At 29.4% G+C, this 23497-nt stretch carries 24 protein-coding genes, 21 tRNA genes and 1 pseudogene; 6 read left to right on the top strand and 40 right to left on the bottom strand.

Annotated elements, in window-relative coordinates; translation table 11 throughout:
- Positions 1–652: 652 nt before the first annotated feature.
- From D4Z93_RS03320 to D4Z93_RS03295, 8 genes are all read right to left on the bottom strand, one after another.
- Positions 653–1459, bottom strand: a complete 807-nt coding sequence (locus D4Z93_RS03320) for a hypothetical protein (protein ID WP_119970387.1) — start codon at positions 1457–1459, stop codon at positions 653–655.
- Between the two features lie 265 nt (positions 1460–1724).
- Complete coding sequence (locus D4Z93_RS13150; RefSeq protein ID WP_162920243.1) at positions 1725–1877, bottom strand: hypothetical protein; 153 nt, start codon at positions 1875–1877, stop codon at positions 1725–1727.
- A complete protein-coding gene (locus tag D4Z93_RS03315) occupies positions 1874–2107 on the bottom strand; it encodes a hypothetical protein (protein WP_119970386.1) in 234 nt (77 codons plus the stop codon). The genes D4Z93_RS13150 and D4Z93_RS03315 overlap by 4 nt, the downstream gene beginning before the upstream one ends.
- A complete protein-coding gene (locus tag D4Z93_RS13145; protein ID WP_162920242.1) occupies positions 2100–2270 on the bottom strand; it encodes a hypothetical protein in 171 nt (56 codons plus the stop codon). Before D4Z93_RS13145 ends, D4Z93_RS03315 begins: the two co-directional genes overlap by 8 nt.
- 69 nt (positions 2271–2339) lie before the next feature.
- A complete protein-coding gene (gene dnaB / locus D4Z93_RS03310) occupies positions 2340–3692 on the bottom strand; it encodes a replicative DNA helicase (protein WP_119970384.1) in 1353 nt (450 codons plus the stop codon).
- A 32-nt stretch (positions 3693–3724) separates the two neighbouring features.
- Positions 3725–4522, bottom strand: coding sequence for a hypothetical protein (locus tag D4Z93_RS03305; RefSeq protein ID WP_199798405.1), 798 nt, complete (start codon positions 4520–4522; stop codon positions 3725–3727).
- Between the two features lie 35 nt (positions 4523–4557).
- Positions 4558–4770, bottom strand: coding sequence for a helix-turn-helix domain-containing protein (locus D4Z93_RS03300; RefSeq protein WP_119970382.1), 213 nt, complete (start codon positions 4768–4770; stop codon positions 4558–4560).
- 118 nt (positions 4771–4888) lie between these two features.
- Positions 4889–5077: a helix-turn-helix transcriptional regulator gene (locus tag D4Z93_RS03295; protein ID WP_119970381.1), complete on the bottom strand. Its 189-nt coding sequence runs from the start codon at positions 5075–5077 to the stop codon at positions 4889–4891.
- 171 nt (positions 5078–5248) lie between these two features.
- Here D4Z93_RS03295 and D4Z93_RS03290 point away from each other — a divergent pair, with 171 nt between their 5' ends.
- From D4Z93_RS03290 to D4Z93_RS03275, 4 genes are all read left to right on the top strand, one after another.
- Positions 5249–5671: a helix-turn-helix domain-containing protein gene (locus D4Z93_RS03290; RefSeq protein ID WP_119970379.1), complete on the top strand. Its 423-nt coding sequence runs from the start codon at positions 5249–5251 to the stop codon at positions 5669–5671.
- A 54-nt stretch (positions 5672–5725) separates the two neighbouring features.
- On the top strand, positions 5726–6088 hold the full coding sequence (locus D4Z93_RS03285) for a hypothetical protein (protein ID WP_119970377.1): 363 nt from the start codon (positions 5726–5728) through the stop codon (positions 6086–6088).
- 87 nt (positions 6089–6175) lie between these two features.
- Entirely contained in the window at positions 6176–6751 is a 576-nt protein-coding gene (locus D4Z93_RS03280; RefSeq protein ID WP_119970376.1) for a Uma2 family endonuclease, read from the top strand.
- Between the two features lie 51 nt (positions 6752–6802).
- Positions 6803–7972, top strand: coding sequence for a tyrosine-type recombinase/integrase (locus D4Z93_RS03275; protein ID WP_119970374.1), 1170 nt, complete (start codon positions 6803–6805; stop codon positions 7970–7972).
- Between the two features lie 102 nt (positions 7973–8074).
- On the opposite strand, the gene D4Z93_RS03270 is transcribed toward D4Z93_RS03275, so the two are convergent.
- From D4Z93_RS03270 to D4Z93_RS03150, 25 genes are all read right to left on the bottom strand, one after another.
- Positions 8075–8151: transfer RNA gene (locus tag D4Z93_RS03270), tRNA-Arg, on the bottom strand.
- A gap of 49 nt (positions 8152–8200) precedes the next feature.
- Positions 8201–8274, bottom strand: a tRNA-Gly gene (locus D4Z93_RS03265).
- 13 nt (positions 8275–8287) lie between these two features.
- Positions 8288–8362 (bottom strand) — tRNA-Gly (locus D4Z93_RS03260).
- A gap of 3 nt (positions 8363–8365) precedes the next feature.
- Positions 8366–8450, bottom strand: a tRNA-Leu gene (locus tag D4Z93_RS03255).
- 50 nt (positions 8451–8500) lie between these two features.
- Positions 8501–8576 (bottom strand) — tRNA-Lys (locus tag D4Z93_RS03250).
- Positions 8577–8584: 8 nt separating this feature from the next.
- Positions 8585–8660 (bottom strand) — tRNA-His (locus D4Z93_RS03245).
- A 16-nt stretch (positions 8661–8676) separates the two neighbouring features.
- A tRNA-Lys gene (locus D4Z93_RS03240) sits at positions 8677–8753 on the bottom strand.
- Between the two features lie 13 nt (positions 8754–8766).
- Positions 8767–8843, bottom strand: a tRNA-Arg gene (locus D4Z93_RS03235).
- Positions 8844–8849: 6 nt separating this feature from the next.
- Positions 8850–8923: transfer RNA gene (locus tag D4Z93_RS03230), tRNA-Gly, on the bottom strand.
- A 16-nt stretch (positions 8924–8939) separates the two neighbouring features.
- Positions 8940–9015 (bottom strand) — tRNA-Pro (locus tag D4Z93_RS03225).
- An 8-nt stretch (positions 9016–9023) separates the two neighbouring features.
- A tRNA-Lys gene (locus D4Z93_RS03220) sits at positions 9024–9100 on the bottom strand.
- A gap of 11 nt (positions 9101–9111) precedes the next feature.
- Positions 9112–9188 (bottom strand) — tRNA-Arg (locus D4Z93_RS03215).
- A gap of 6 nt (positions 9189–9194) precedes the next feature.
- Positions 9195–9268 (bottom strand) — tRNA-Gly (locus D4Z93_RS03210).
- A gap of 13 nt (positions 9269–9281) precedes the next feature.
- Positions 9282–9356: transfer RNA gene (locus D4Z93_RS03205), tRNA-Gly, on the bottom strand.
- Between the two features lie 3 nt (positions 9357–9359).
- Positions 9360–9444: transfer RNA gene (locus tag D4Z93_RS03200), tRNA-Leu, on the bottom strand.
- Positions 9445–9494: 50 nt separating this feature from the next.
- Positions 9495–9570 (bottom strand) — tRNA-Lys (locus tag D4Z93_RS03195).
- Between the two features lie 3 nt (positions 9571–9573).
- A tRNA-Gln gene (locus tag D4Z93_RS03190) sits at positions 9574–9648 on the bottom strand.
- A 5-nt stretch (positions 9649–9653) separates the two neighbouring features.
- A tRNA-His gene (locus D4Z93_RS03185) sits at positions 9654–9729 on the bottom strand.
- A gap of 6 nt (positions 9730–9735) precedes the next feature.
- Positions 9736–9812, bottom strand: a tRNA-Arg gene (locus D4Z93_RS03180).
- 5 nt (positions 9813–9817) lie between these two features.
- Positions 9818–9891: transfer RNA gene (locus D4Z93_RS03175), tRNA-Gly, on the bottom strand.
- A gap of 15 nt (positions 9892–9906) precedes the next feature.
- Positions 9907–9982, bottom strand: a tRNA-Pro gene (locus D4Z93_RS03170).
- Positions 9983–10096: 114 nt separating this feature from the next.
- On the bottom strand, positions 10097–10567 hold the full coding sequence (locus tag D4Z93_RS03165; protein ID WP_119970373.1) for a metallophosphoesterase: 471 nt from the start codon (positions 10565–10567) through the stop codon (positions 10097–10099).
- A 10-nt stretch (positions 10568–10577) separates the two neighbouring features.
- Positions 10578–11174 carry an XTP/dITP diphosphatase gene (locus tag D4Z93_RS03160; RefSeq protein ID WP_119970371.1) on the bottom strand — a complete coding sequence of 199 codons (597 nt, stop codon included), beginning with the start codon at positions 11172–11174 and terminating at the stop codon, positions 10578–10580.
- The gene (rph, locus tag D4Z93_RS03155) at positions 11171–11920 is read right to left on the bottom strand and encodes a ribonuclease PH (protein ID WP_119970369.1); all 750 of its coding nucleotides are present in this window, start codon (positions 11918–11920) and stop codon (positions 11171–11173) included. Before rph ends, D4Z93_RS03160 begins: the two co-directional genes overlap by 4 nt.
- Positions 11921–11957: 37 nt before the next feature.
- Positions 11958–12947, bottom strand: a complete 990-nt coding sequence (locus D4Z93_RS03150) for an AIR synthase family protein (RefSeq protein ID WP_119970368.1) — start codon at positions 12945–12947, stop codon at positions 11958–11960.
- A gap of 96 nt (positions 12948–13043) precedes the next feature.
- Between D4Z93_RS03150 and D4Z93_RS03145 the strand changes: the two genes are divergently transcribed.
- Both D4Z93_RS03145 and D4Z93_RS03140 read left to right on the top strand, forming a co-directional pair.
- Positions 13044–14441 carry a hypothetical protein gene (locus tag D4Z93_RS03145; protein ID WP_119970366.1) on the top strand — a complete coding sequence of 466 codons (1398 nt, stop codon included), beginning with the start codon at positions 13044–13046 and terminating at the stop codon, positions 14439–14441.
- Between the two features lie 63 nt (positions 14442–14504).
- Positions 14505–14663, top strand: coding sequence for a hydroxymyristoyl-ACP dehydratase (locus D4Z93_RS03140; protein WP_119970364.1), 159 nt, complete (start codon positions 14505–14507; stop codon positions 14661–14663).
- Between the two features lie 10 nt (positions 14664–14673).
- On the opposite strand, the gene D4Z93_RS03135 is transcribed toward D4Z93_RS03140, so the two are convergent.
- From D4Z93_RS03135 to D4Z93_RS03105, 7 genes and pseudogenes are all read right to left on the bottom strand, one after another.
- The gene (locus tag D4Z93_RS03135; protein WP_119970362.1) at positions 14674–16269 is read right to left on the bottom strand and encodes a peptide ABC transporter substrate-binding protein; all 1596 of its coding nucleotides are present in this window, start codon (positions 16267–16269) and stop codon (positions 14674–14676) included.
- Positions 16270–16426: 157 nt separating this feature from the next.
- Entirely contained in the window at positions 16427–16696 is a 270-nt protein-coding gene (locus tag D4Z93_RS03130) for a hypothetical protein (RefSeq protein ID WP_119970360.1), read from the bottom strand.
- Positions 16697–16793: 97 nt separating this feature from the next.
- Positions 16794–17861, bottom strand: a pseudogene (ligA, locus tag D4Z93_RS03125) (NAD-dependent DNA ligase LigA); the annotation flags it as partial.
- Between the two features lie 85 nt (positions 17862–17946).
- A complete protein-coding gene (locus D4Z93_RS03120; RefSeq protein WP_119970357.1) occupies positions 17947–18342 on the bottom strand; it encodes a DUF6262 family protein in 396 nt (131 codons plus the stop codon).
- On the bottom strand, positions 18335–20188 hold the full coding sequence (locus tag D4Z93_RS03115; RefSeq protein WP_119970355.1) for a tyrosine-type recombinase/integrase: 1854 nt from the start codon (positions 20186–20188) through the stop codon (positions 18335–18337). Before D4Z93_RS03115 ends, D4Z93_RS03120 begins: the two co-directional genes overlap by 8 nt.
- On the bottom strand, positions 20185–22329 hold the full coding sequence (locus D4Z93_RS03110; protein WP_162920241.1) for a tyrosine-type recombinase/integrase: 2145 nt from the start codon (positions 22327–22329) through the stop codon (positions 20185–20187). Before D4Z93_RS03110 ends, D4Z93_RS03115 begins: the two co-directional genes overlap by 4 nt.
- Positions 22319–23467 (bottom strand): tyrosine-type recombinase/integrase, encoded by a 1149-nt coding sequence (locus D4Z93_RS03105; protein ID WP_119970351.1) that lies wholly within the window; start codon positions 23465–23467, stop codon positions 22319–22321. Before D4Z93_RS03105 ends, D4Z93_RS03110 begins: the two co-directional genes overlap by 11 nt.
- Positions 23468–23497 lie beyond the last annotated feature (30 nt).

Here is a 23497-nt window from a genome sequence, read left to right as displayed (position 1 = left end):
TCGAATTTAGGTTTTTACACCTTCTTATTTATTCTGTTGTCAATCGTTTGCGAGGTCATACCGCACAAATTAGCTGCTTCATAGTTTGATAAACCGTTACTGTCTAAAATAAGTTTAAGATTTTGATAAAAAGCAATATTTTCATCAAATTTCAAGTTAATTTACTTGGATATTATAGCACAATTTAGCTATAAATAGGGATAAGATTTTTTTGAAATAAGTTTGTAACTTCGTAGATTAGATACTATCCATTCCTATAAGGATAATCAAATGAGGTAACAAACACAAAAAAAGAATATCTTGATGAATATGGTGCGTAGAAAGGAGACATATACTATGAAGATTTTAGGAATGAATATCTTACTATTTTAACCTTAACTTATGGTAATTATATCATGAGTTGCTTAATTTTAAATGATTATTTTTTGTAATAAATATAAAACATTTTTACTCTTTAATAGCGCATTATTCAATTTTCAAATAACATTGTTTATATTTTTAATTTCAATAGTTACCTCGCATTATATTCATACAGCGTATATATCTAATTATTATAATATATCAAAATTCCTACTTTAAAATAAAAAGAAACACCATTAAGATGTTTCTAAAATATTTAATAGTTAATGTATATTTTACATAGCAACTACATTTATATTCCCCACTCCTCTTTTAGTTTGTTTACAAACTTCATCATATCAGCATCACCGTTATTCATATCCGGATGAAATTTTAATGCAAGTACCTTGTATATTTTCTTAAGCTTAACTTTTTCATCTTCTGTGTAGTTACTCTGTACAGTATCAAAGTAACTACTACTATTATTACTACTGTAGTTACTTTTGAAATTATCATAGTAACTACTATAAAATTCCTCATTTGCTTTATATGCATCCTGGAGCTCTTTCAAATATTCTTTATTCCTAAGAACACCAAATACATCATAGCAATAATCATAAGTATCTTGGCCATACTTCTTTTCAAATTTATTCTTTGACTCTCTATATTTATCCAATATCCTTTTATGTTTCTTTTTAGCCTTGTATTCATCTGTACCTTTATATTCTTTTTCTACTGCCGCTATAATAGGATCAAACTTTTTATATACCATATTATATAATTCATCTTCCGTAATACCTATATCCTTTAATTTATCATCTAAACCTACAATATGATCTCCGATATATGACCAACCATCAACTATATCATAATAACTTATAGTGCATATTACCCATTGCTTTTTCTTAACCTTGCCATCTTCTCTATAGCTTTCATGTATACTTATCTTAAAAGCTTCCCTATGAGTTCTTTGGAACCTTTCTTCACTGTATGTATAATAATATCTGATTCTTTGTGGTACTCCATCTATAGATAATTCAAAGGGATCTACTTTTAATTCTTTAGCTTCTCCTAATGAGTTACATTTTTTATTAAAAACTTTCTGTATAACACAATACAATGATTTTCACCACCTTAAATATAACAGTGGTTACTATATAAATTTACACAGTAACCACACATTTTTTTATTTATCTATGATTATATTTTTTCTTCCATTGCTGCAGCTCCTGAATATCAGGCTCCTTATGCTGTTCCTTGCAATAATCTATATAAGCCATAAATATTGCTAATGACATTTTAAGTACCTCCATTGACATAAGCTTTATATATCAAGTAAACTTATAATTGTTCAGGTCATAAGTTTGCTTAATACGTAAGCTTAATTATTTATTTAATAGGTCCATTCGTATTTTTTTATATGGACCTTCTTTTTTATATATTTTTGGTTCTCTTTTAAACGCGAACCCATATTCTATAAGTTTTATGAGCTTGTCTCTTTCCTCCTCCGTATCATATGAAGCTTTTAACTTAATCACTTATAAGACACCTTCCCTGCTGCACAAAATAAGCGAATATTGTGATGCTCTTTTACTAACTTATGAAGAGTTTTGCTTCTTTCTATAGGATTCATATTCTTATTTATAACTACAAAAGTAATACCATTAGTTTTAACTTTAAATCCTTTGACTTTATTGAAACTTACTTTTAATAAGTAAAATCTCTTACCTCTATATCTTATTTTTATCCAATTTAAAACTTTACTCATCCCGCCACCCCTTTGTTTTTGAATCTTCAATTAATCCATTACGTTTAATGTCAATATCTCCCGCAAGTATTTTTCCAATGTACTTTTTAAACTCAATATCACTGCATTTTAAATATTTAATTTTAACACTATCTATCAGTACAACTAATAGTCTGTCCTTCATTTAAGCCTCCTTATATATGTTTTTAATGATCTGGAGTAATGACCGAATCATAACTAATCAACACTATACTTAATTCATACTTGTTTGGACTCCCTTATTTTTAAATATATCAGGGCTATAGGTTCCATCTTCAACATATGGAGATTTATCTGTGATTAATTGATATTCTGGTTTCCACGCTAGTTTAACAAATCCAGTTCTACCATTTCGCTGCTTTTCAATTATAGCTTCTATAATACCTTTATCATTGGTATTTAGATTGTAATACTCGTCCCTATAAAGAGAAATGACTATGTCTGCATCTTGTTCTATTGAACCAGATTCTCTTAAATCTGAAAGCATAGGCCTATGGTCGTTTCTTGCCTCTGGTGCTCGACTTAATTGTGCTAATGATATTACCACGATATTTAATTCCTTAGCCATTAATTTTAGCTGCCTGGATATTTTACTTACCTCCTGAACTCTATTATTTGATTTTTCAGCTCCATCAATAAGAGTTAAGTAATCTATTATAACAACATCGAGTCCTTCTTGTAATTTTCTTTTTTTGCATTCAGCTTTTATACCATTTAGAGAATACACTTTGTCATATATCTTTAAACCAGAACTTACTATCAACCCACTTTTCTGGCTTATACTAGTCCATTCTTCATCTGTTAACTTACCAGATTTAATATTATTCATTTTAATTAAAGCTTTAGCGGCCAACGCTCTTTCCAACAGTTGTTCTTTTGACATTTCTAAAGAAAAAAAGCTTATATTATGTTGTTTGGATATATTTAAAGCCATGTTTATTGCAAAGGCTGTTTTACCCATTGACGGCCTAGCAGATATAACTATAAAATCACTTCTATTTAATCCATTAAGTGTTTTATCTAACTTCTTGTACCCTGTTCCTATGCCTTGTATGGCTCCACCATTTAAATATCTTTTTTCAAGACTGTCCAACACATTTGCCATAGGCTTATCTAATTCTCCATTATCTGCATTGATCTTGCTTTCAAACTCTAAACTTAGATCCTGCAATTCTCTTACTATGCTTTTTATATCTGCATCTGTTTTCTCTATTCTTGTTGTATCTTTTTTTAACACTGCAAATAATTTTCTGGCATTGGAATACTTTTTTATTATCTCAGCATATGATTTTATACTTTCAACCTGAAGTGTCTGACCTGCAAGTTGTGAAATATATGTTATTCCTCCAACTATGTTCAACTTTGAATTTAAAGCCTCTGCAATAGTAGTTACGTTAACATCTTTGTTACTCGTATATAACCTTGTGATAGCGGAATATATCAATTTATGACCATCTTTAAAAAAATCATCACCTTTTAATAAATCTACACAATCACATAAGTTATCTGGTTTAATAATTATAGATCCTAATAGATCTCTTTCAGCTTGTATATTATAAAGTTTCATATTTTTATCATCCTCCTACTTCATAAATCATGTTATTTAATTTCTTGAAATGCTCCTGCATTTGGCCTACACTCATTATTAACATTTGATTTATTTTTTTCTTTAAGTTGTTTATGTTTTAAATATTCATCATAGTTACATTTGTTAGTACCTTCATCCATAAATGTGCTTATTCCATTTTTTCTATTAAGAAAATCCTTTAAGCTCCATTTGTAATTAAAATAGAAATCACTTTTGAGTACTTGCGAATAAGTACCTATTGCTTGTCTTATTTCTTTATCTGAATATGTTTTTAAAGCTTTATCTATTGCATTTTCCATATCTTTAGTTATTTTTTTATGAGTTATTATTTTTTTACTATTCCAATATTCAAAAATTGTAGTATATATATTAGATTTATTTTTAGATATATTTCTAGAAGATGTATTGTCAACCGTATTGTTTACCATATTGCAATTATCTTCAATACTATTGTTTTCAACGCTTTTACCGTATTGTTTACTGTGCTGTTTACTATACTGTTCATTTTCTATAAGATATATAATACTTTGAGTGTATTTTGCTTTGCTTTTATGAATCCAAACAATAAAATTTTCTGCCTCCAATTCAAGTAATATCTTTTGTAACTTCCACCTGCTCACATTACATTCATTTTCAACTACTGAATAACTAAAATAACATTCATTCCTTTTTAAACCTTGATATTCTTCTTGATAATTAGTCCTAAATATAATCCATGATAAAACTATATACTTACTTTTATCTTCAAAAAATATTTTTCTTACTGCTCCATCAAATCGTTTAAAAAATATGTTTTTATTAGGATTCACGTCACCACCTACTTGTTAGCCTTAACTATATTTTGTTATTTTCCGCACATTTTGTCGGCCCATTCCTGAAGTTTTAATCTATTAACAAAATACTTAGAATTAATTTTAAATGCCGGAAAATCGTCTCTTTTTAGTAAATCACAATACATCCTATTTCTGCCTACTCCTAAAATTCTCATTGCCTCTGTAGGACTTACCAGTATAGTTTCTTTACTTTCATAACTTTTAGCTTTGATATTTTCTTCCATTTTTTCTTAATCCTCCTCATTATTGATATTAAGTATTTTCTTTGAAGTATTGCACTTCAATTATGTTTGTACATGAGCTGTCATTTTGAAATTTTAAGATATGCTAAGTCTATTTATATTAGTCATTAAAAAATAATTTCTGCACTGTTGTATCAAGTGCTTTTGCTATCTTCTCCATTAAAGCCTTTGTTACATTTCCATAATTTCCTCTTTCAATCTCAACTAGCTTTTTGGGAGAAGTTTTAACTATTTTACAAAGTTCTAGTTGAGTTAATCCTTTTTTTATTCTTGCAATTTTAACTTCCATACTGTGTTCCTCCTATTTCATTTCATACCATATTGGTATGTTGTATTTATACTATATATCCATATAGGTATGTTGTCAATACCAATATGGATATGTTCATAAAAAAATTATATAAATATATTCCATTTTGGATATAATACATGTATAATATAAATATTATGAGGTGATAAAATGGAAATTGGTTCTAAAATAAAAAAGATAAGAGAATCTAAAGGATTAACACAAAAACAATTAGCCGAGAAAATTGGAGTTACTCCAGTAACTATAACTAGATATGAAAATGACAATAGAAAACCAGATTTTGATACATTAGAAAAAATAGCCGATTATTTTAATGTGTCTATAGATTATTTACTTGGAAGAACAGACAGCAAAGAAATTATTTCTAATCCTAAAAAAGATACTTCAGTTGAGAAAATATCAGAATCATTAAGTGATGATCCAGAACTAGCTAACTTCTGGAATACATTAAAAGAAAGAGAAGATTTAAAACTACTTTTCAAACAAACAAAAGACATGGTTCCTAATGATATAAAGAAAATAGTTAGAATTATAAAAGCTATTGAAGATGAAGAAGACAAAAACGATGGCTAATTATATTATTTTATATAAACTCTAACTGAATAAATCACCAAAGGGGATGACCGTATGGATATACTAGATAAACCTTTATTGAAGGCTCTTTTAAATGAGGATATTCCTTTCTATGAAGTTATGAACGCATATAATGTAAAAACTACTATAGCATGCAATTTACCATCTAGTGCATTAGGTTTTGTATATCTGAGTAGAAGAGGGAATTATCATCTTATTTTAAACGGTGAAGTAAATTATAAAACTCAATGTAAAACTTTTGTACATGAAATTAAACATATAGCTAACGATATGCCACAACTTGGATATATTATAGGCCTGGATATGCAACATACATATATGGAACAATCTGCCGACATTGCAGCAGAACAAATATTTAATACCCCTGCTTCAAATTTGCAGCACCCTTTTAAATAGAAATTAGTTCGGTAACAAAACAAATTACTTTTACCGAATTTGCAAAACACAAAATTTAATCATATGAAAGAAAGGAGATAAAAATATATGGATAATACAGCTAAAAATAATTCATATACTTATGTTGATTATATGAAATACCCTGAAAATAAGAGAATTGAGCTTATAGAAGGTACAATATATGATATGTCACCCGCTCCATCAAGAATACATCAAGGCATCATCATGGAGCTTTCTACTATCATAAATAACTATATTAAGTCTAACAATGGTAACTGCAAAGTATATTCCGCTCCTTTTGATGTATTTCTATCTAATGATGATAACATTAATAATTGCAGAAACATTATTCAGCCTGATATATCTGTAATATGTGATAAGAATAAATTAGACGACAAGGGATGCATGGGTGCTCCTGATTTAATCATTGAAATAGTATCACCCTTTAATCCATCAAATGATTATATAAGAAAGTTGGCTTTATATGATTTATATAAAGTACGTGAATACTGGATAGTAAATCCTATGAAGAAAAGTATATTAGTATATAGACTTGATGATACAATGCATTATGGAGCTCCTGAAATTTATTCATTTACGGACAAAATAAAAGTTGGAATATATAATGACCTGGATATTGATTTTAATACTTTAGATGTGTAGTTACTTTATAATGTTATATAGTAACTACAGTATTAAGAGAGGAGTAAAAGCATGGCCAAAACAATCTATAAGAAAAAAGTTAAAAACGGTAAAGAATATTACTTCTATAGATTAAGACATAAAAACCTTTTGAAACCTAAAGATATATATGGCAGCAGTGTCAAAGAACTTGAATCCAAAATAAAAACTATTACTAAAGAGCTTGACTATGGTGTAAATAATAAAGAATTATTTGGAAATTTTTTATGTGACTGGCTCTTTGATGTTCATTGTGTGGATATTAAGCCATCTACTAAAGAAAGATATGAAGGAATTTACAGAAACTATATTAAAAATAGTGAAATATCAAAGATCAAATTAAAAGACATTAACTCTAAGGATATACAAAACTATTATAATAAATTAATTAAAAAAGGTAAGTCCGTAAATTGTATAAAAAACCTACACAAATTAATAGCTCCTGCTATTAGATATGCTTATGATAACAACATGATTATAAAAGATTTTTCCCACGCAATAGTAATTCCTAAAGATAGTGAAGAAAAAAAATTAAATAAAGTTAATGATGTAAAGCCATTCAGTTTGGAAGAACAAGAAAGATTTGTAGAAGCTATTAAAGGACATGACCTGGAAGTATTATTTTTAACTGCTCTTAATTCAGGACTAAGACAGGGTGAACTATTGGCTTTAACATGGGATGATATTGACTTTGATAATGATACTATACGTGTAAATAAAACAGTAAAATATACATGTGATGTTAGTAAGGAAGGTCGTAAAAACTGCCATATAGTACTACAAACACCTAAAAGTGAAAACAGCAACAGAATAGTATCTATACCCTCATTTTTAACTAAAAGGCTACAGCAATATGAACTTCACCAAAAAGAATTAAAGTTAAAAATGGCTAATTTATATGAAAATAACAGTTTAGTTTTCTGTAATATGTACGGTAAATATTTAGACAGTAGTAATATACGTAAAAGATTTAAGAGAATACTTAGTAATATTGGATTGCAAGATAGGAAATTTCATGATCTAAGACATACTTTTGCTACTAGATTATTTGAATTAGGTGAAGAACCTAAAACAGTACAGGAGTTACTTGGTCATAGCAATGTAGCTACTACTCTTGATATATATACTCATGTATTGGAAGGCATGAAGAAAAAGGCAGCATCCAAATTAAATGATTTATATAAATTTATGGGGGCAAAATAACACCTTTTTATTTTTTTAAATTCTATAAGGGGCAAAAAAGAGGGCAAAATTTAATTTTATAGAAAATAAAAAAGCACTAAACATAGTGTTTTCAGTGCTTCATGGTACACCCAGTGGGAGTCGAACCCACGACCTCTGGATTCGAAGTCCATTACTCTATCCAACTGAGCTATGGGTGCTTATATAAATTTATATTTTATTTTGTAAAATTAATTTTAAACAACAAAATGGAGCGGGTGAAGGGAATCGAACCCTCGTAACCAGCTTGGAAGGCTGGCACTCTACCATTGAGTTACACCCGCATACTTATATATCTGGAGCGGAAGACGAGATTCGAACTCGCGACGTTCACCTTGGCAAGGTGACGCTCTACCACTGAGCCACTCCCGCATATGGTGCAGGTGAAGGGACTCGAACCCCCATGCCGTAAAGCGCTAGATCCTAAGTCTAGTGCGTCTGCCAATTTCGCCACACCTGCTCAATATAAGTAGTTTAACTATGTATTTAATTTCTTTTACCACATACTTATGGTGGCTTACCGGGGAATCGAACCCCGGACACCATGATTAAAAGTCATGTGCTCTACCAACTGAGCTAGTAAACCTTATAAAGTGGGGTGAGTAAAGGGACTCGAACCCTTGACAACCGGAACCACAATCCGGCGCTCTACCAACTGAACTATACTCACCATGTATAAAAAAATATGGTGCGCCATCAGGGACTCGAACCCTGGGCACCCTGATTAAGAGTCAGGTGCTCTAGCCAACTGAGCTAATAGCGCATAAAGTAGTTAATGGTGCGTCTTAAGGGATTCGAACCCCCGGCACACGGCTTAGAAGGCCGTTGCTCTATCCAACTGAGCTAAAGACGCATACATTGGAGCGGGTGAAGGGAATCGAACCCTCGTAACCAGCTTGGAAGGCTGGCACTCTACCATTGAGTTACACCCGCATATGTTAAGTTTTAATGGTCGGGGTGACAGGGCTTGAACCTGCGACCTCATGGTCCCAAACCACGCGCGCTCCCATCTGCGCCACACCCCGATGATGTATGGTGCGCTATCAGGGACTCGAACCCTGGGCACCCTGATTAAGAGTCAGGTGCTCTAGCCAACTGAGCTAATAGCGCATAATAGTTAATGGTGCGTCTTAAGGGATTCGAACCCCCGGCACACGGCTTAGAAGGCCGTTGCTCTATCCAACTGAGCTAAAGGCGCATATTTTGGAGCGGGTGAAGGGAATCGAACCCTCGTAACCAGCTTGGAAGGCTGGCACTCTACCATTGAGTTACACCCGCATGCTTATATATCTGGAGCGGAAGACGAGATTCGAACTCGCGACGTTCACCTTGGCAAGGTGACGCTCTACCTCTGAGCCACTCCCGCATATGGTGCAGGTGAAGGGACTCGAACCCCCATGCCGTAAAGCGCTAGATCCTAAGTCTAGTGCGTCTGCCAATTTCGCCACACCTGCTCAATATAAGTAGTTTAATTATGTATTTAATTTCTTTTACCGCATATTTGTGGTGGCTTACCGGGGAATCGAACCCCGGACACCATGATTAAAAGTCATGTGCTCTACCAACTGAGCTAGTAAACCTTATGGCTGGGATGGCAGGATTTGAACCTACGAATGATGGAGTCAAAGTCCATTGCCTTACCACTTGGCGACACCCCAACACCTGGGGTGAGTAAAGGGACTCGAACCCTTGACAACTAGAACCACAATCTAGCGCTCTACCAACTGAACTATACTCACCACAAATGGTGCGTCTTAAGGGATTCGAACCCCCGGCACACGGCTTAGAAGGCCGTTGCTCTATCCAACTGAGCTAAAGACGCATATATGGAGCGGGTGAAGGGAATCGAACCCTCGTAACCAGCTTGGAAGGCTGGCACTCTACCATTGAGTTACACCCGCATATGTTAAATTTAATGGTCGGGGTGACAGGGCTTGAACCTGCGACCTCATGGTCCCAAACCACGCGCGCTCCCATCTGCGCCACACCCCGATATTAAAATGTCTTACATGATAACCGGAGTTTACCAAATAACTCCGAACGACATAGATTATTCTACACGATATATTTAGATTCGTCAAGACCTATTTAAAAATTTTTTTACAATTAAACATTGATTATACCTGGTGATATCTTGCCATTCTCTATGTTTATAATCGCTATGCTGTTAAAACCATCTCTGGCTAGACTTGGACTACCAGGATTTATAAACCATATCCCATCCTCAAAAGCTACAAAGGATATATGTGTATGACCAAATAATACAATATCAGCATTTAATTCAAATGCTCTATACTTTAATCGAGATATATCATATTTAACATCATACCTATGCCCATGTGTTATAAAGAATTTCTTATCATCTATAATCTCTATTTTTTCCGATGGCATATCAGTTTTGAAATCACAATTTCCTTTTACATTTATGATTCTTCCATTATAAAATTGTGATATATTATCTACATCTTCTATATTGTCACCTAAATGTATAAGTAAATCCACATCCTGAATCTTATCTATCACTTTCTCAATAGAAGGTGTATATCTATGCGTATCACTCACTACCCCTATGTTCACAGCTATCCTCCTAAACTATTTGCTCAATTTCTTTTTCAAGTTTCTTTAAAGCATTTGCTCTATGGCTTATTGAATTTTTTAAGCCAGAGTCCATTTCTCCAAAAGTCATATTATATTCTGGCATATAAAATAAAGGATCATATCCAAAGCCATTCATTCCTTTTTCTTTATCTATTATTTCTCCACTCACCTCACCTTGAACCTTTATAACCTTATTATCATTTACAATAAGAACCATTGAACATACAAATTTAGCAGTTTTCTTATCCTTATCCTTCTTAGATAACAAATCCAATAATTTATCATTATTTTTCTTGGAGTTTCCATGTTCTCCAGCAAATCTGGCGGAATAAATTCCAGGTGCTCCATTAAGGCAGTCAACCATAAGACCAGAATCATCTGCAAGAACCATACAATCCTTTACTAATTTATGTATCATCGAGGCTTTTATATATGCATTTTCCATAAAAGTAGTCCCATTTTCCTCTACTTCTATATCTATTTTCTCATCCTTAAGTGATACTATATTCATATCATACTTTGATAAAATTTGTTTTATTTCTTTTATCTTTCCCTGATTATTACTTGCTACAATTAATTTTTTCATATCTCTTCTCCTGTTCCAATCCATAAAGAATCTACCTTTAAACTCTCCTTTTGAACCTGAATCATATTTTTTATCCCCCTTTCACCAAGAGATATTAAATCATTAAGATCTTCTCTCGAAAAAGGACTCTTTTCACCTGTACCCTGAATTTCTATAAACTTTCCAGAATCAGTCATAACAATATTCATATCCACTTTTGCATTAGAATCTTCTTCATAACATAAATCCAAAAGTTTTTCTCCATTAACGATTCCAACACTAACTGCGCTTACAAATTCTCTAACAGGATAAATCGAAAATGGTATATGCTTATGAATTCTATTTACTGCATCTACCAAAGCCACAAAAGCTCCAGAAATTGATGCAGTTCTGGTTCCTCCATCAGCTTGTATCACATCACAATCTATCCATATAGTTCTTTCACCCATGGCCTTGAGATCAACAACTGATCTTAGTGCCCTTCCTATAAGCCTTTGAATTTCCATATTTCTGCCATCCATTTTACCCCTAGTTATATCTCTAACCTTTCTAACTTGTGTAGCTCTCGGCAGCATATTATATTCACAAGTTATCCATCCTTCACCTTTTCCTTTTAAAAACGGAGGAATCCTTTCCTCAACAGAGGCCGTACAAATAACCTTTGTATTTCCCGTTTCAATTAGTACAGAACCCTCAGCATATCTTGTGTAGTGTCTTGTTATCTTTATATGCCTATTTTGATTGTTCTTCCTACCATCTATTCTCATAATTACCTCCAAAAGTCAGCTTATATTAATTTGTAATTTATAACATTTTTTCATGAAAATCAAATAATTCATCCCTCTCAGGCGGCGTTACAATCTCCTCCTTATTTGATTTTACAAGTATGTGCCCATCCTTTATAATTTCTCCTATAATTGTACCAGAAATACCACTTTTATTTAATTCTTTTATAAGCTTTTCCCCATTATGTGTAGTTATAAGCATACTTCCAGAAGATATAAATCTTAATGGATCTATATTGTATCTATTACATAGCTTTTTTGTAATTGAACTTAATGGCATTCTTTCACTATATACTTTAAATCCAAGTTTACTGGCCTCAGATACTTCCCATAAAGCACCAAGTACACCACCTTCTGTGATGTCATGCATTGAGTTTACTTTAAACTTGCCTGCAATTATCCCTTCCTTTACAACGCTTAAGTATTCTGTATAATTTTTTGCCTTTTGTATCTCCTCCGGCGTTAAAATCCCTTTAACCTTCTCCTCATAGTCATTTACAATTATACTTGTACCCTCAAGGCATAATTTTTTTGTAACTACTATGTCATCTCCAGGTAATGCCCCAGATGTTGATACCGCTGAATTTCTTTTTCCTTTGCCTATTATCGTGCACGATACAATCATTTTATTAACAGCTGAAGTAACTTCTGTATGTCCTCCGAGTACCTCTATATTAAGCTTTTTCGTTTCTTCATTTATATCACTCATTAAAGACTTTATATCGTAAAGAGAGCATGTCTCTGGCGCAAGGATTGTTACAAGTATCCCTATTGGTTCCACTCCACTTGAAGCTATATCATTACAATTTATATGTACCGCAAGCTTACCACTGTTATGATCTGCACCAGTTATAGGATCCGTTGAGACAACACACTCATAATCTCCAAAATTTATAACACTGCAATCCTCACCAATTCCACCTCTTATTCTTATATCATCTCTAATACTCCCTCTATTGTTATCTATTATACTATTTAGATCATCCCAGTTAAGTTTTCCTATTTTCACAAAAATTCTTCCCTTCAAATTTAAATTAATAAGAACTATTTTCACCTTTACATCATATTATTTATATAAGGATTAATTTATAGTAGGTGTATATAATTGAAATATATCGGTCCATTCTTAAGAATGAACAAACTAAAAAAAGAAAACATCGAAAATCAACTTTTTCATTTATGTAAAGAATCTGTAAAACAAATTTCACTTTACTCAAGGTGCGGCATATGTACCTCTTCTAAAAAATTAAAATTAAATAACCTAGACAACTTTGATATTACCACATTTAAAAATCTTTCTCCACTATTATGTATATATAGAAAGGCCAATCCGAAACTTATAAACATTGATGATGAATTATGTTGGAATGATGAAAAATTTAAAAGAGAAATAAATATTGACAGTACATGCTTTATGACACTTTGCTTAATGGAACTCTCTGATTATTACAGTAAGTTTAAGGACATAGATAAAAATAAATATTCTTTAAGTCAATTATATCTAAAGCTGTGCAAAAAACAACTCGATTTCTACGCAACATATTTAAGAAATGGAGATGGTGTCTTCGTTGACAAAAAAGACATAAGTGATGACTGCATTGATGAATTAAAACTAGAAGAAAAAGATAAAAAATTTAAATTTTCATCTCAGGCGCTCATGATGGCAGCCTATTACAAATACTCAAAAATGAGCACAGACAATGATAGGTCTAATTATGAGGAATTTGCAATGGACATTCTAAATATGTTCCTTGAATTCAACAATGAATTATATACTCTATCATTTGAAGAAACATTGAAGTTATGTTTAGCTTTAAACATATTCATAAGTTACTCTAAAAATGAAGAAGGCAAAATGCTTCTTTTAGATTTATGTGATCTATTGGATGAAAAATCACAAAGCAATATATGTACTTCTAAAGATACAAAGCTTCAATATGAGTGTTTAAAATATTTAAATTATACGATGTTTTATATGAACACTAAAATATCAAAATTCAAAGATAAGTGCTACAATACATTTAAATCACTAATTGAATTATACGATCCGGAAAAAGGTATATTTATAAAACATACTGAAAAGAAAAATATAACATTCTCATGCCTTGATGTTACACTATACTTACTGACATGCTTATGCTATTGTAATATGAATAAACTTCATGAAAAGTCAATTAACCTCATAATAATAGACATCTTTAAGCATCAAATTGTAGAATCCGGTATCGTACTCAGTTGGCCAAATGTACCTGATATTAACGATGTTGAAAGGTATAAAAATTATTCTATGAAATCCGAAGATTTGCTTGATGATGAAAATTTTAAAATGCCTTCGATATCTGCTCCTGAAAATTGTGACTTATCTCCAGTTTTCGTAAAATATGTGACCTATAATAGAAAAAAGCAAATGTTTAAACCATCAAAAAATTCATTTGATAGTTATAAAAATATGATGATATTTTTCTTGATATCCTACCTATATAATATTAAAAATAAAAAATAACTTTCTGGATATACTATATTTAAAATTCAACATCAACCTACTCAAAAAGGGGGGTGTAAGATTATGATGAACATAAACTGTTCCGAAAAATGTATTCATGAAAAAAATGGAAAATGTACCTTAGACCACGTTATGCAACTTTCAAATGCATTCAACAGTGAATCAAAGTGTGCATATTTTACAGCTAAACCATCAAATCAAACTGGTTTCCCCAAAAAATAGGGGAAATCAGTTACTTTTTAAAGTATGTTTTGTCAAAAATCAAATTTCCATTCTGATTTATATATATACCATTTACTTTATTTTTCTTACAAACAATTGTATTATCAAAATACAATGGAATTACAATCATATCACCAATTAAAATATTCTCAGAATTTCTAAAAAAATTAATTTGTTTATCTCTATCAAGCTCAGTTTTGCCTTGAGATACTTCTGAATCATATTCCAAATTCCTATAGCCATATACATTAGACTTTGAATCAGAAGTCCATAATTCTAAAAATGCTAGAGGATAATTATAACCTGGTGCATAATTTATTTTTGCTATATCATAATTCCCCTTTTTTATTTGATCCTGAAATTCCTCCTTCTGATATCCTTCACATTCAACAGTCAATCCCAGAGTATCCTTTAAGGATTTAGCAATACTGTCACAAACCTTTCTATTGTCATCTGCATCTAAATATATAAATTTTAAATTTCTTACATTCTGCGCATATAAACTTTCTTTAAAATCATTCTGCGCAGCATCCTTATTAGAATTTATATCAAAGAAACTTTTATTTATATATTTTCCATTTAAACCATCACTTATATTTTCAGGAATATAGGCGAGAGATGGTCTTACAGAATCATTTAAAATATCTTTAACTATATAATTTCTATCAATACATTCAGTTATAGCTTTTCTTAAATTTATATCATTTATAATATCATTATTCTTAGGATTAAAAATCAAGGCATTTCCTACATTTCCTTCATACTTGACCGCACTTCCTGATGTAATTAACTCTTTAGTCTCTGATTCTGGTGGATCTGTAAAAACATTTATTAAATTACTCTCAAAATTTGCAAGAGAAGCCTCCTTAACCGTACTTAATGTAATAAGAATTCTATTTGATTTAACGTTATTTTTATTCCAATAATACTTATTTTTCGAGAGGCTTATGCTGCTATTCTTAGAAAAATTATCAACTACAAAATATCCTGTGTATAAAATATCATTATATTTATTCTTCCAGTCCTTAAGTTTATTATCAATTTTTCTTAGATTATAAATAGGTTCACTTAAAATATTTAGAAAATAATTGCAAGAATAATTAAGTCTTATTTCAAGAGTCTTTTTATCTAATGCCTTTATAGCTACATTACTGAAGTCCTTTATACCATTCTCATAATCCTGTACTCCAAATATACAATGTAGTCTTTCAACGTATAAACTTCCCTTCCCCTCTTTAAAGAACTTTTTAAAAAATTCTACAAAATCACTCGCTGTTATATTTGAACCATTACTCCACCTGGCATCATTTCTTATTTTAAATGTATAGCACGTTTGATTTTCACTTGCATTCCAACTTTGAGCTATAGCAGGCACTATTTTTCCATCTGAATCCATTCTAACCAGACCCTGAAACAAATTTACTAACAAGTATTGCTCATTTAAATCGTAATTATTTGTCATAATCAAATCATTTGGACATTTAACTGTATCGTATACAATATAACCTTGATCATTTGATTTATTTGTCTGAACATTCTTTTCAATACATCCACTGCTAAAAAGAATAAAGCAGACAAGCATTAAAAAGCAAGTAAATTTCTTCATAAAGCTTCTCCTCTTTTTTATTATCATTAGAATTATTGGCACTTAATAGAAAATTTAAACACAATTTCACGATAATTAGAAAGGAATTATCAAAATAATACATAAGTATATAATTTGATAATTCCTTTTTAACTTTTTATATTTCATAAGTATATTATCAATAAACCTTCATAAACATAAAAACTATAGTTGCCAAGGCTATGATAAAACAGGTTGCAGGATATACTATGTTTTTTAAGTTAGATCTTATGTCAAACATTTTAATAGCCCACATAATCATTGTAAGCGTCATACATAATTGAAGAGTATAATAACTATCAAAATATTTAACATACGTAAATTGATACGTAGTAAGGAGTGTTAATATTAAAGCAAGAATTGTAAAGAAAACTCCTATCCATCCTAAAATATTAATAGTTTTCCTCATTTTTTTATCCTCCAAATATACACAGGGTTTTTATTGTACAAGCCCAATCCTTTATATAATAAGCCTTTTTTTTAATTTTGTAAATAACACTTTAAAGCTACTTTTCATCCATAAATCCCTGAAATTCGGTTTCATTTATCATTTTCACACCTAATTCAATAGCTTTTTGGTATTTTGAACCTGGATCTCTTCCATAAAGTACATAATCAGTTTTCTTACTTACACTTCCAGTAACTTTAGCCCCAAGAGATTCAAGTTTTTCTTTTATACTTCCTCTTGTATAATTTTCAAGGCTTCCAGTGACCACAAATGTCTTACCTTTAAATATATTTTCCTCTATAACTTCTTCTTCATAATATGGTTTTACTCCAAGTTCAAAAAGTTCATTTATACTATTTATTATATTCTCCTGTTTGAAAAATTCTAATACATCTCTTGCAACTACTTCTCCCACATCTTTTATTGATATTAGATCATCTATACTTGCATTTTTTAAATTTTTTATTGATTTAAATTTTTTAACTAAATCAACTGCTGTTTTTTTACCGACATTGGGTATGCCAAGCGCATATACAAACGAGGCTAAATTACAATTTTTACTCTTTTCTATGGAATCTATAAGATTTTGTGCTTTCTTGTCTGCAAATTTATCAAGACCAACTAAATCCTCTTTTTTCAATCTATATAACTCTGATATCGATTTTATACCTAATTTTTCGAATAAATGCTCTGCAGTTTTTTCATTGAAGCCTATTATATCCATAGCTTCTCTACTTGCAAAATGAACTATGCTCTTTACCATCTGAGGCTTACAAGACAGTGTATTATCACAAAAATAATGTACACCTTCTTGTACAAGTTGGCTTCCACAATACGGACACTTTTCCGGAGGACTTATTGTATTTCCATAATCAAGCGTGCTCTCTACAACTCCAGTTATTTCCGGTATAACATCATTCGATCTTCTCACAAACACGCTGCATCCAAGTTTGACACCCTTTCTATTTATATCATCCATATTATTAAGCGTTGCTCTTTTTACCGTAACACCAGCAAGCTCAACAGGTTCTAGTATAGCTGTCGGAGTAACTCTTCCACTTCTGCCAACATTCCATTCAACATCAAGAAGCTTTGTTGTAACTTCCTGAGCTTCAAATTTGTAGGCCCTGGTTATATGCAGTCTATATATTATTATTCTTGTAAATGTATTACTTCTATCATTATATACATGTATCTTATGTATTTCAATTCTAATACTTATATGCCTTTTGAAGTTGCTTTTTTAACTCTTTATTTTCATCTAATAGCTTAAAATATTTATTTTTATAATTACTATTCATTAAATTGTTATTTTGTCTCTCTAATTGTTTTACTTTCATTTGTAATGCTTTGATTATTACCTGGGAGCTTCGTTCGTTTCTGTTATTTTTATCTTTAGCATTTCTATATTTATCAATTTGACAAAACAGTTTTTTATTATTATACAGAAAAGATCTTGACACTCCTGTTCTTTTTGCAACAGAATATATAGATATCTTTTCTTTATTCCTTTCCATTTTCTTGATCTCATTTAATACAATATCTTCCTTCTCTTTTGTCTTATTTTTTGCAAGAGAAATTATTGCTTTTGTATTTCTATTACTCATTACCTTTCTCCAGTTTTTTTATAATTTTAATTAATGAATTTCTTAAATCTTGATTTATTTGTAATAACCTATCATATCCATTTAATTTAGCTATTGTAATATTTCGTTCAGCCTCACTTAAATGTCGTTTATATACATCTATATACTTTATACTAGATCTAAACATTTTACATGTATAACAAACATTTGCATGCTTACAAACACCTTCTGTTTCTGGCTTTAAACATACTCCATTTGGCAATGGAATAGCCATATTTCCAGTATCATTTTTAGGAATATCTTTTATGTGTCCAATATTTGCTATCATATAATTTTGTTTTTTTATAATTGGTTGTATTGCCTCTGTAACTGTTTCATTATGTATAGTTATATAATGTTTTAAACTACCGAGTCCACTTTGCCCTAATAATTTAGCTATTGCAGTAGGTTCTATACCAATATCAGCATATTTTGTCGCAACAGTTGCCCTAAATCTATGAGATGTAATATTAAACGGATTGCCACTTTTATCTTTTAATTTAAGTTCATATGAAGCTTTTTTTAATGTAGCATCTATTCTTGCTGGCGTAATTATCTCCCTATCTTTCAAAGAGAATACATATTTATTATTTTTCCTATATTGATTTGATGTTATGATGGCCGATTGCAATATTTCTAATGAAATATCTGATACTGGTATTATATTATTCTTTTTTGTCTTATTTTGTACATAACATATATAGAACTCATCTTTTGAATCTTTTCTTAAATCATTTACTCGTAATGTACATACCTCGCTTACCCTAATACCAGTGTATTCCATTATGCATATTAATCTAGCTATTTGTAAAGGAATAACTGTTAATACTCGATTAATTTCTTTTAACTCTTCATCTGTATATGGATTTACAATTTTGTTAGTAACCTTTATTAATTCAGTATATTTAATATTAATGTTTTGCATTAAATCACTCCAATTCATTCTTCTAGCCGTATCTATTAGAACATTTAACGCACAAATCCTACTATTTATTGTTTTAGACTTCAAACCACTTTTGATTTTCAAATATATTATATAATCTTGAATAATTTGCTTATTCAATTCACACAGATTATTTATATTTATATAATGTTCTGATAAAAATTTTGAAAAATAAGACAATGAATATGTTCTTACTATAGCTGTTCCAGCTGGTCCTGTTTTTAATTCATATTCACATAATTTTTTAATCATTCTCTTTATACCTGGCTGTTTTATTTTATGAAACGATATGCTATTATTATTTGAACATTTCAATTGGTTTACCTGAAATGGCAAATCAGAAAATATCCATTTATCCTTATCAAAGTAATTTTTATTTTCATCTTTCCAGAAAGTATAAATACGTCTTATTATTTTAAAATAATCGGATTCATATATATACTTTTGTTTTTTAATATTCTTGTTTATCTTTGAAGCAACCACCTTTGTTCTCAAACTTCTCCTTTTGAGCCATTTTTCATATTTATCTATTATAATTTCAATATCAATATCTAAAAGACTATTAAATTCATTGAAATACTTTATAGATAAAAACTCAATTGTTTTTTGAACTTGACTATGAAGGTTATTTAATTCAGGGCACATATGCTCACTCATTAATTGTTTGATATAATAAAATTTAATTTCTTCCTTAATGTTTTGATTTCTCATACTAGAAAAATCTAATTTTCTATTTTTACTTTCTGTAATTATTCTTTGGTTTTCTTTCATGTTTCTTCTCAAAATATCAATTTTCATATAAATCCATAAATCGTTATAAAACTCTTCATCACAACCAAGTGAATTTAATAAATATTTTGTTTTTTCTTTAATATTATTAATCATTTCTTGTTATTATCACCCTTTTCAATTGCAGCAATTATTGATTCAAGATTTTCTTTTACTTCTTTATTTGTAGCAATTTGCATTTTCCAATTATTTTTTTTTGCATTTTCTAATATTATTTCAGTTTCTTTCAACTGTTTCTTCAATGTTAGTATGTGATTTCGGTTTGTACAAAAATAAGAACAAGTTAAGCAAATATTAGCGTGCTTACATTTATTGAATTTAGCTGGCAATCCACAAATACCATTTGGTAAAGCTTGTGAATTAAGAGCATGATTCAGATAAGACAGAATCATCTTCTCACTTTCTGAATCTGGCGGTAATTGTCTCCCTTTATTATCAAAAAACTTAGTATAACTATCTTTAATATCTTTTTCAAAAATGTCAATATAGGCCATTGTCATCTCTATGGATTCATGATGTAATACCTTTTGAATAATGTAACATGATATCTTATTTTGATGCATTTCAGTTCCAAGTCTGTGTCGATATCCATGAATATCTAAATTGTATAATTCTCCATTTGAACACCTTATATCATATTTTTTTATTTCTTTACTAAAATGATCCTTAAAGTAAGCATATTTCATTGGTTCACTAATATCCCTTTTTCCTTTAAATATATATTCTTTTTTACCACTAACACAATATCCCTTTATATATGCATTCAATATAATATATAAATTTTTAGGAATAGTATTATCTTGTTCTTTTTTCATTTTTGTTGAAATTGTTTTAATGTAAAAATCATTGTTAGAAATATAAAGACAATCTGATGTTATTGTTAATGCTTCACTTATTCTTACTCCTGTACAATAAATAATTAAATATATAATCATTATATCAACCGGAAATCTATCAAGAATATTGAATATTTGATTTACAACAAAATCTTCAACTGTCCTATAGGTGTGTTTTCTTTTAGGTTTTTTTATTTCTTCTTCTTTTAATAAAACATTTCTCATTATACCTTGTTCACAAAGATATTCATTGAATAATTTAATGTCTCTTGTTGTTTCATAAAGTTTCTCATTAGATTCTAATTTTACATTTATTAATTCTAATAATTCATCATGTGATAGTAAATTAAATTTTTTTTCTGTTTTTGATAATACATCTTTAACTTTTATAACTTTATCCTTAATTGTTGATATAGCTAAGCTGGTATTTGTTATTAAATATTTAATATATTGTTTTGCATAATTTTTATTATTAATATTTTTAATATTTGTAAAATTAAATGATCCAACCTTTAAAATTTTATTTATTCGATTACTTTCAAGGGATAACTCTGATAGATTCCATATATCTCTTTTAAAAAAATCATCAGTTGATCTTGCATCTATATATTCATTTATTTTATCAATTATAGTGGCATTAGCATATCTCTTTTTCACTTTGTTACGGCGGATAGCATGTCCTTTTAATAAAAGATATTTCTCATATTCTTTTGAATATATACAATCCCAATTTCTTATATCAAATTCAATACAATATTCTATTAAAAATTTTAATGGTCTAATATAACAGCTTCTAAAATTTGAATTTTCTAAATTTAATTTTAATGTATGAATAAAAAAAGATTTTAATAATTTTTTTATATTATCTGATAGGCCACAAAAGAACAACATATCCTCATCATGAAAAGAAAAAATATCATTTCGTTCACATAAAATAAAAATATCATTTTGTTCTTCCTTTGGCAATTGATAAATAGTAGACTTTATTAAACGATAAATAATTTTAAATATATAAGTTTTTCTATTATTAATAATAATGTTTATATTTTGATCTTCTAAATATTTTTTATATCCATTTATGTCTTGAATATTTATGACTTTAAAACTAGATATTTTATTACTATTCAAATAACCTATTAAGTATGATAAAGGTAGTATTAATTTCATTCTATTTAATCTATTGTGTAAATCATAATTAATTATACAATTTTCTATATAAGTTTTTATTTCATTTTTTAGATCATTACTTTCTATAAGAGATAAATCAAAACTGTATTTAATTTGATATCTTTTCCTTATGAATATTTTACCAATTTCAAAATTAGGATATTCCCATAAATTAATTATATCTTTTTTATAATATTCTATCTTTTTCCTATCAAAAATAATGTTATTTATCATATATAGCCTCATCTACCAAACACTTTAAATATTCAGTAGTTTCATTTTTACTTTTATAGAATTTTTCTGTTAATTTTCGTTTTTTATTATTTGTAACATGAGTATAAATAATTGAACTCCTAATAGATTTATGACGTAGCATCTCTTTTATATCAATAATATCCTCTCCTGCTTCATATCTTTCTGTTGCAAAACCATGTCTCAACATGTGAGGATGAACTTTTATTCCCGTTTTTCGTTCCAATCTTTTAAATAATTTTTCAACAGTATTTTCCTTCATAGGCCTTCCATAATTTTGACCATATAAATTCACAAATAAAAATTCTGTTTGAATATCGGCTAAATCAGTAGTTAAATATTCTATCATTAATTCCACAACATAGTCTGGCATATATATAATTCCTTCTGATTTATTTTTAACTCTAACATTATTTTCTAAATTCTCCCTATATACTATATTAATTTTTGCATCCCAAGGTTCACAATCTTCTATAAATAGCCCTAGTGTTTCACCTAATCTTAATCCACATTCAAACATTAAAGCTAGTATTAACTTATCTCTAGTATTATTACATGCATAATATAGTTGAAAGTATTGTTTCCTTGTAACAAATTCAACATCTTCGTCTTTAATTTCTTTTAATTTTAAAATATTTATATTTGATTTTCCTTTATAAGTGGTTTCGTATAAAAATCCCTTATACGATGGGTTAATATTTAATACTTCTTTTGTAAAATGTACTCTTGGTATTTCATTATTTCTTGATAAATATTCATACATTCCGACTACAGGAATCATCATTACATTGATTGTTTTATTTTTTCTTTGATTTTTTGTTTCATCAATATACTCAATTTTGCAATCATGATTTTTTATTTTAAGCCAATTCATATAATCAACCAAAATATCTAAATAGCCTTTTTTCTGAGAGAAAATAGAACAAACATCCATATTGTTACTTTTTAAATATTCACAATATATTTTAAGATGATACGCATAAGACTTTAAAGTGTATGGAGATCTATCTCGTATATCTAAATATTTCAGATATTTATTTGCTTGCAATATCTCATCATAATTATCATCAAGTATAATATACATTTTTCCTCTGTCAGTTATAATATCTTGTACTTTCATTAAAGTTCCTCCTCATGCATTCTACTTATG

The organism is Clostridium fermenticellae (assembly GCF_003600355.1).
GTDB classification, from domain to species: domain Bacteria; phylum Bacillota; class Clostridia; order Clostridiales; family Clostridiaceae; genus Clostridium_AV; species Clostridium_AV fermenticellae.
The sequence above is the reverse complement of the archived record's forward strand: the minus strand, read 5'-3'. Positions and strand labels throughout refer to the sequence as shown.

Bases quoted from the DNA above. Each gene is read 5' to 3' on its own strand.
- D4Z93_RS03315 (WP_119970386.1), bottom strand. From the start codon at position 2,107: ATGAGTAAAGTTTTAAATTGGATAAAAATAAGATATAGAGGTAAGAGA.
- D4Z93_RS13145 (WP_162920242.1), bottom strand. From the start codon at position 2,270: ATGAAGGACAGACTATTAGTTGTACTGATAGATAGTGTTAAAATTAAA.
- dnaB (WP_119970384.1), bottom strand. From the start codon at position 3,692: ATGAAACTTTATAATATACAAGCTGAAAGAGATCTATTAGGATCTATA.
- D4Z93_RS03300 (WP_119970382.1), bottom strand. From the start codon at position 4,770: ATGGAAGAAAATATCAAAGCTAAAAGTTATGAAAGTAAAGAAACTATA.
- D4Z93_RS03295 (WP_119970381.1), bottom strand. From the start codon at position 5,077: ATGGAAGTTAAAATTGCAAGAATAAAAAAAGGATTAACTCAACTAGAA.
- D4Z93_RS03290 (WP_119970379.1), top strand. From the start codon at position 5,249: ATGGAAATTGGTTCTAAAATAAAAAAGATAAGAGAATCTAAAGGATTA.
- D4Z93_RS03285 (WP_119970377.1), top strand. From the start codon at position 5,726: ATGGATATACTAGATAAACCTTTATTGAAGGCTCTTTTAAATGAGGAT.
- D4Z93_RS03280 (WP_119970376.1), top strand. From the start codon at position 6,176: ATGGATAATACAGCTAAAAATAATTCATATACTTATGTTGATTATATG.
- D4Z93_RS03275 (WP_119970374.1), top strand. From the start codon at position 6,803: ATGGCCAAAACAATCTATAAGAAAAAAGTTAAAAACGGTAAAGAATAT.
- D4Z93_RS03160 (WP_119970371.1), bottom strand. From the start codon at position 11,174: ATGAAAAAATTAATTGTAGCAAGTAATAATCAGGGAAAGATAAAAGAA.
- rph (WP_119970369.1), bottom strand. From the start codon at position 11,920: ATGAGAATAGATGGTAGGAAGAACAATCAAAATAGGCATATAAAGATA.
- D4Z93_RS03140 (WP_119970364.1), top strand. From the start codon at position 14,505: ATGATGAACATAAACTGTTCCGAAAAATGTATTCATGAAAAAAATGGA.
- D4Z93_RS03135 (WP_119970362.1), bottom strand. From the start codon at position 16,269: ATGAAGAAATTTACTTGCTTTTTAATGCTTGTCTGCTTTATTCTTTTT.
- D4Z93_RS03130 (WP_119970360.1), bottom strand. From the start codon at position 16,696: ATGAGGAAAACTATTAATATTTTAGGATGGATAGGAGTTTTCTTTACA.
- D4Z93_RS03120 (WP_119970357.1), bottom strand. From the start codon at position 18,342: ATGAGTAATAGAAATACAAAAGCAATAATTTCTCTTGCAAAAAATAAG.
- D4Z93_RS03115 (WP_119970355.1), bottom strand. From the start codon at position 20,188: ATGATTAATAATATTAAAGAAAAAACAAAATATTTATTAAATTCACTT.
- D4Z93_RS03110 (WP_162920241.1), bottom strand. From the start codon at position 22,329: ATGATAAATAACATTATTTTTGATAGGAAAAAGATAGAATATTATAAA.
- D4Z93_RS03105 (WP_119970351.1), bottom strand. From the start codon at position 23,467: ATGAAAGTACAAGATATTATAACTGACAGAGGAAAAATGTATATTATA.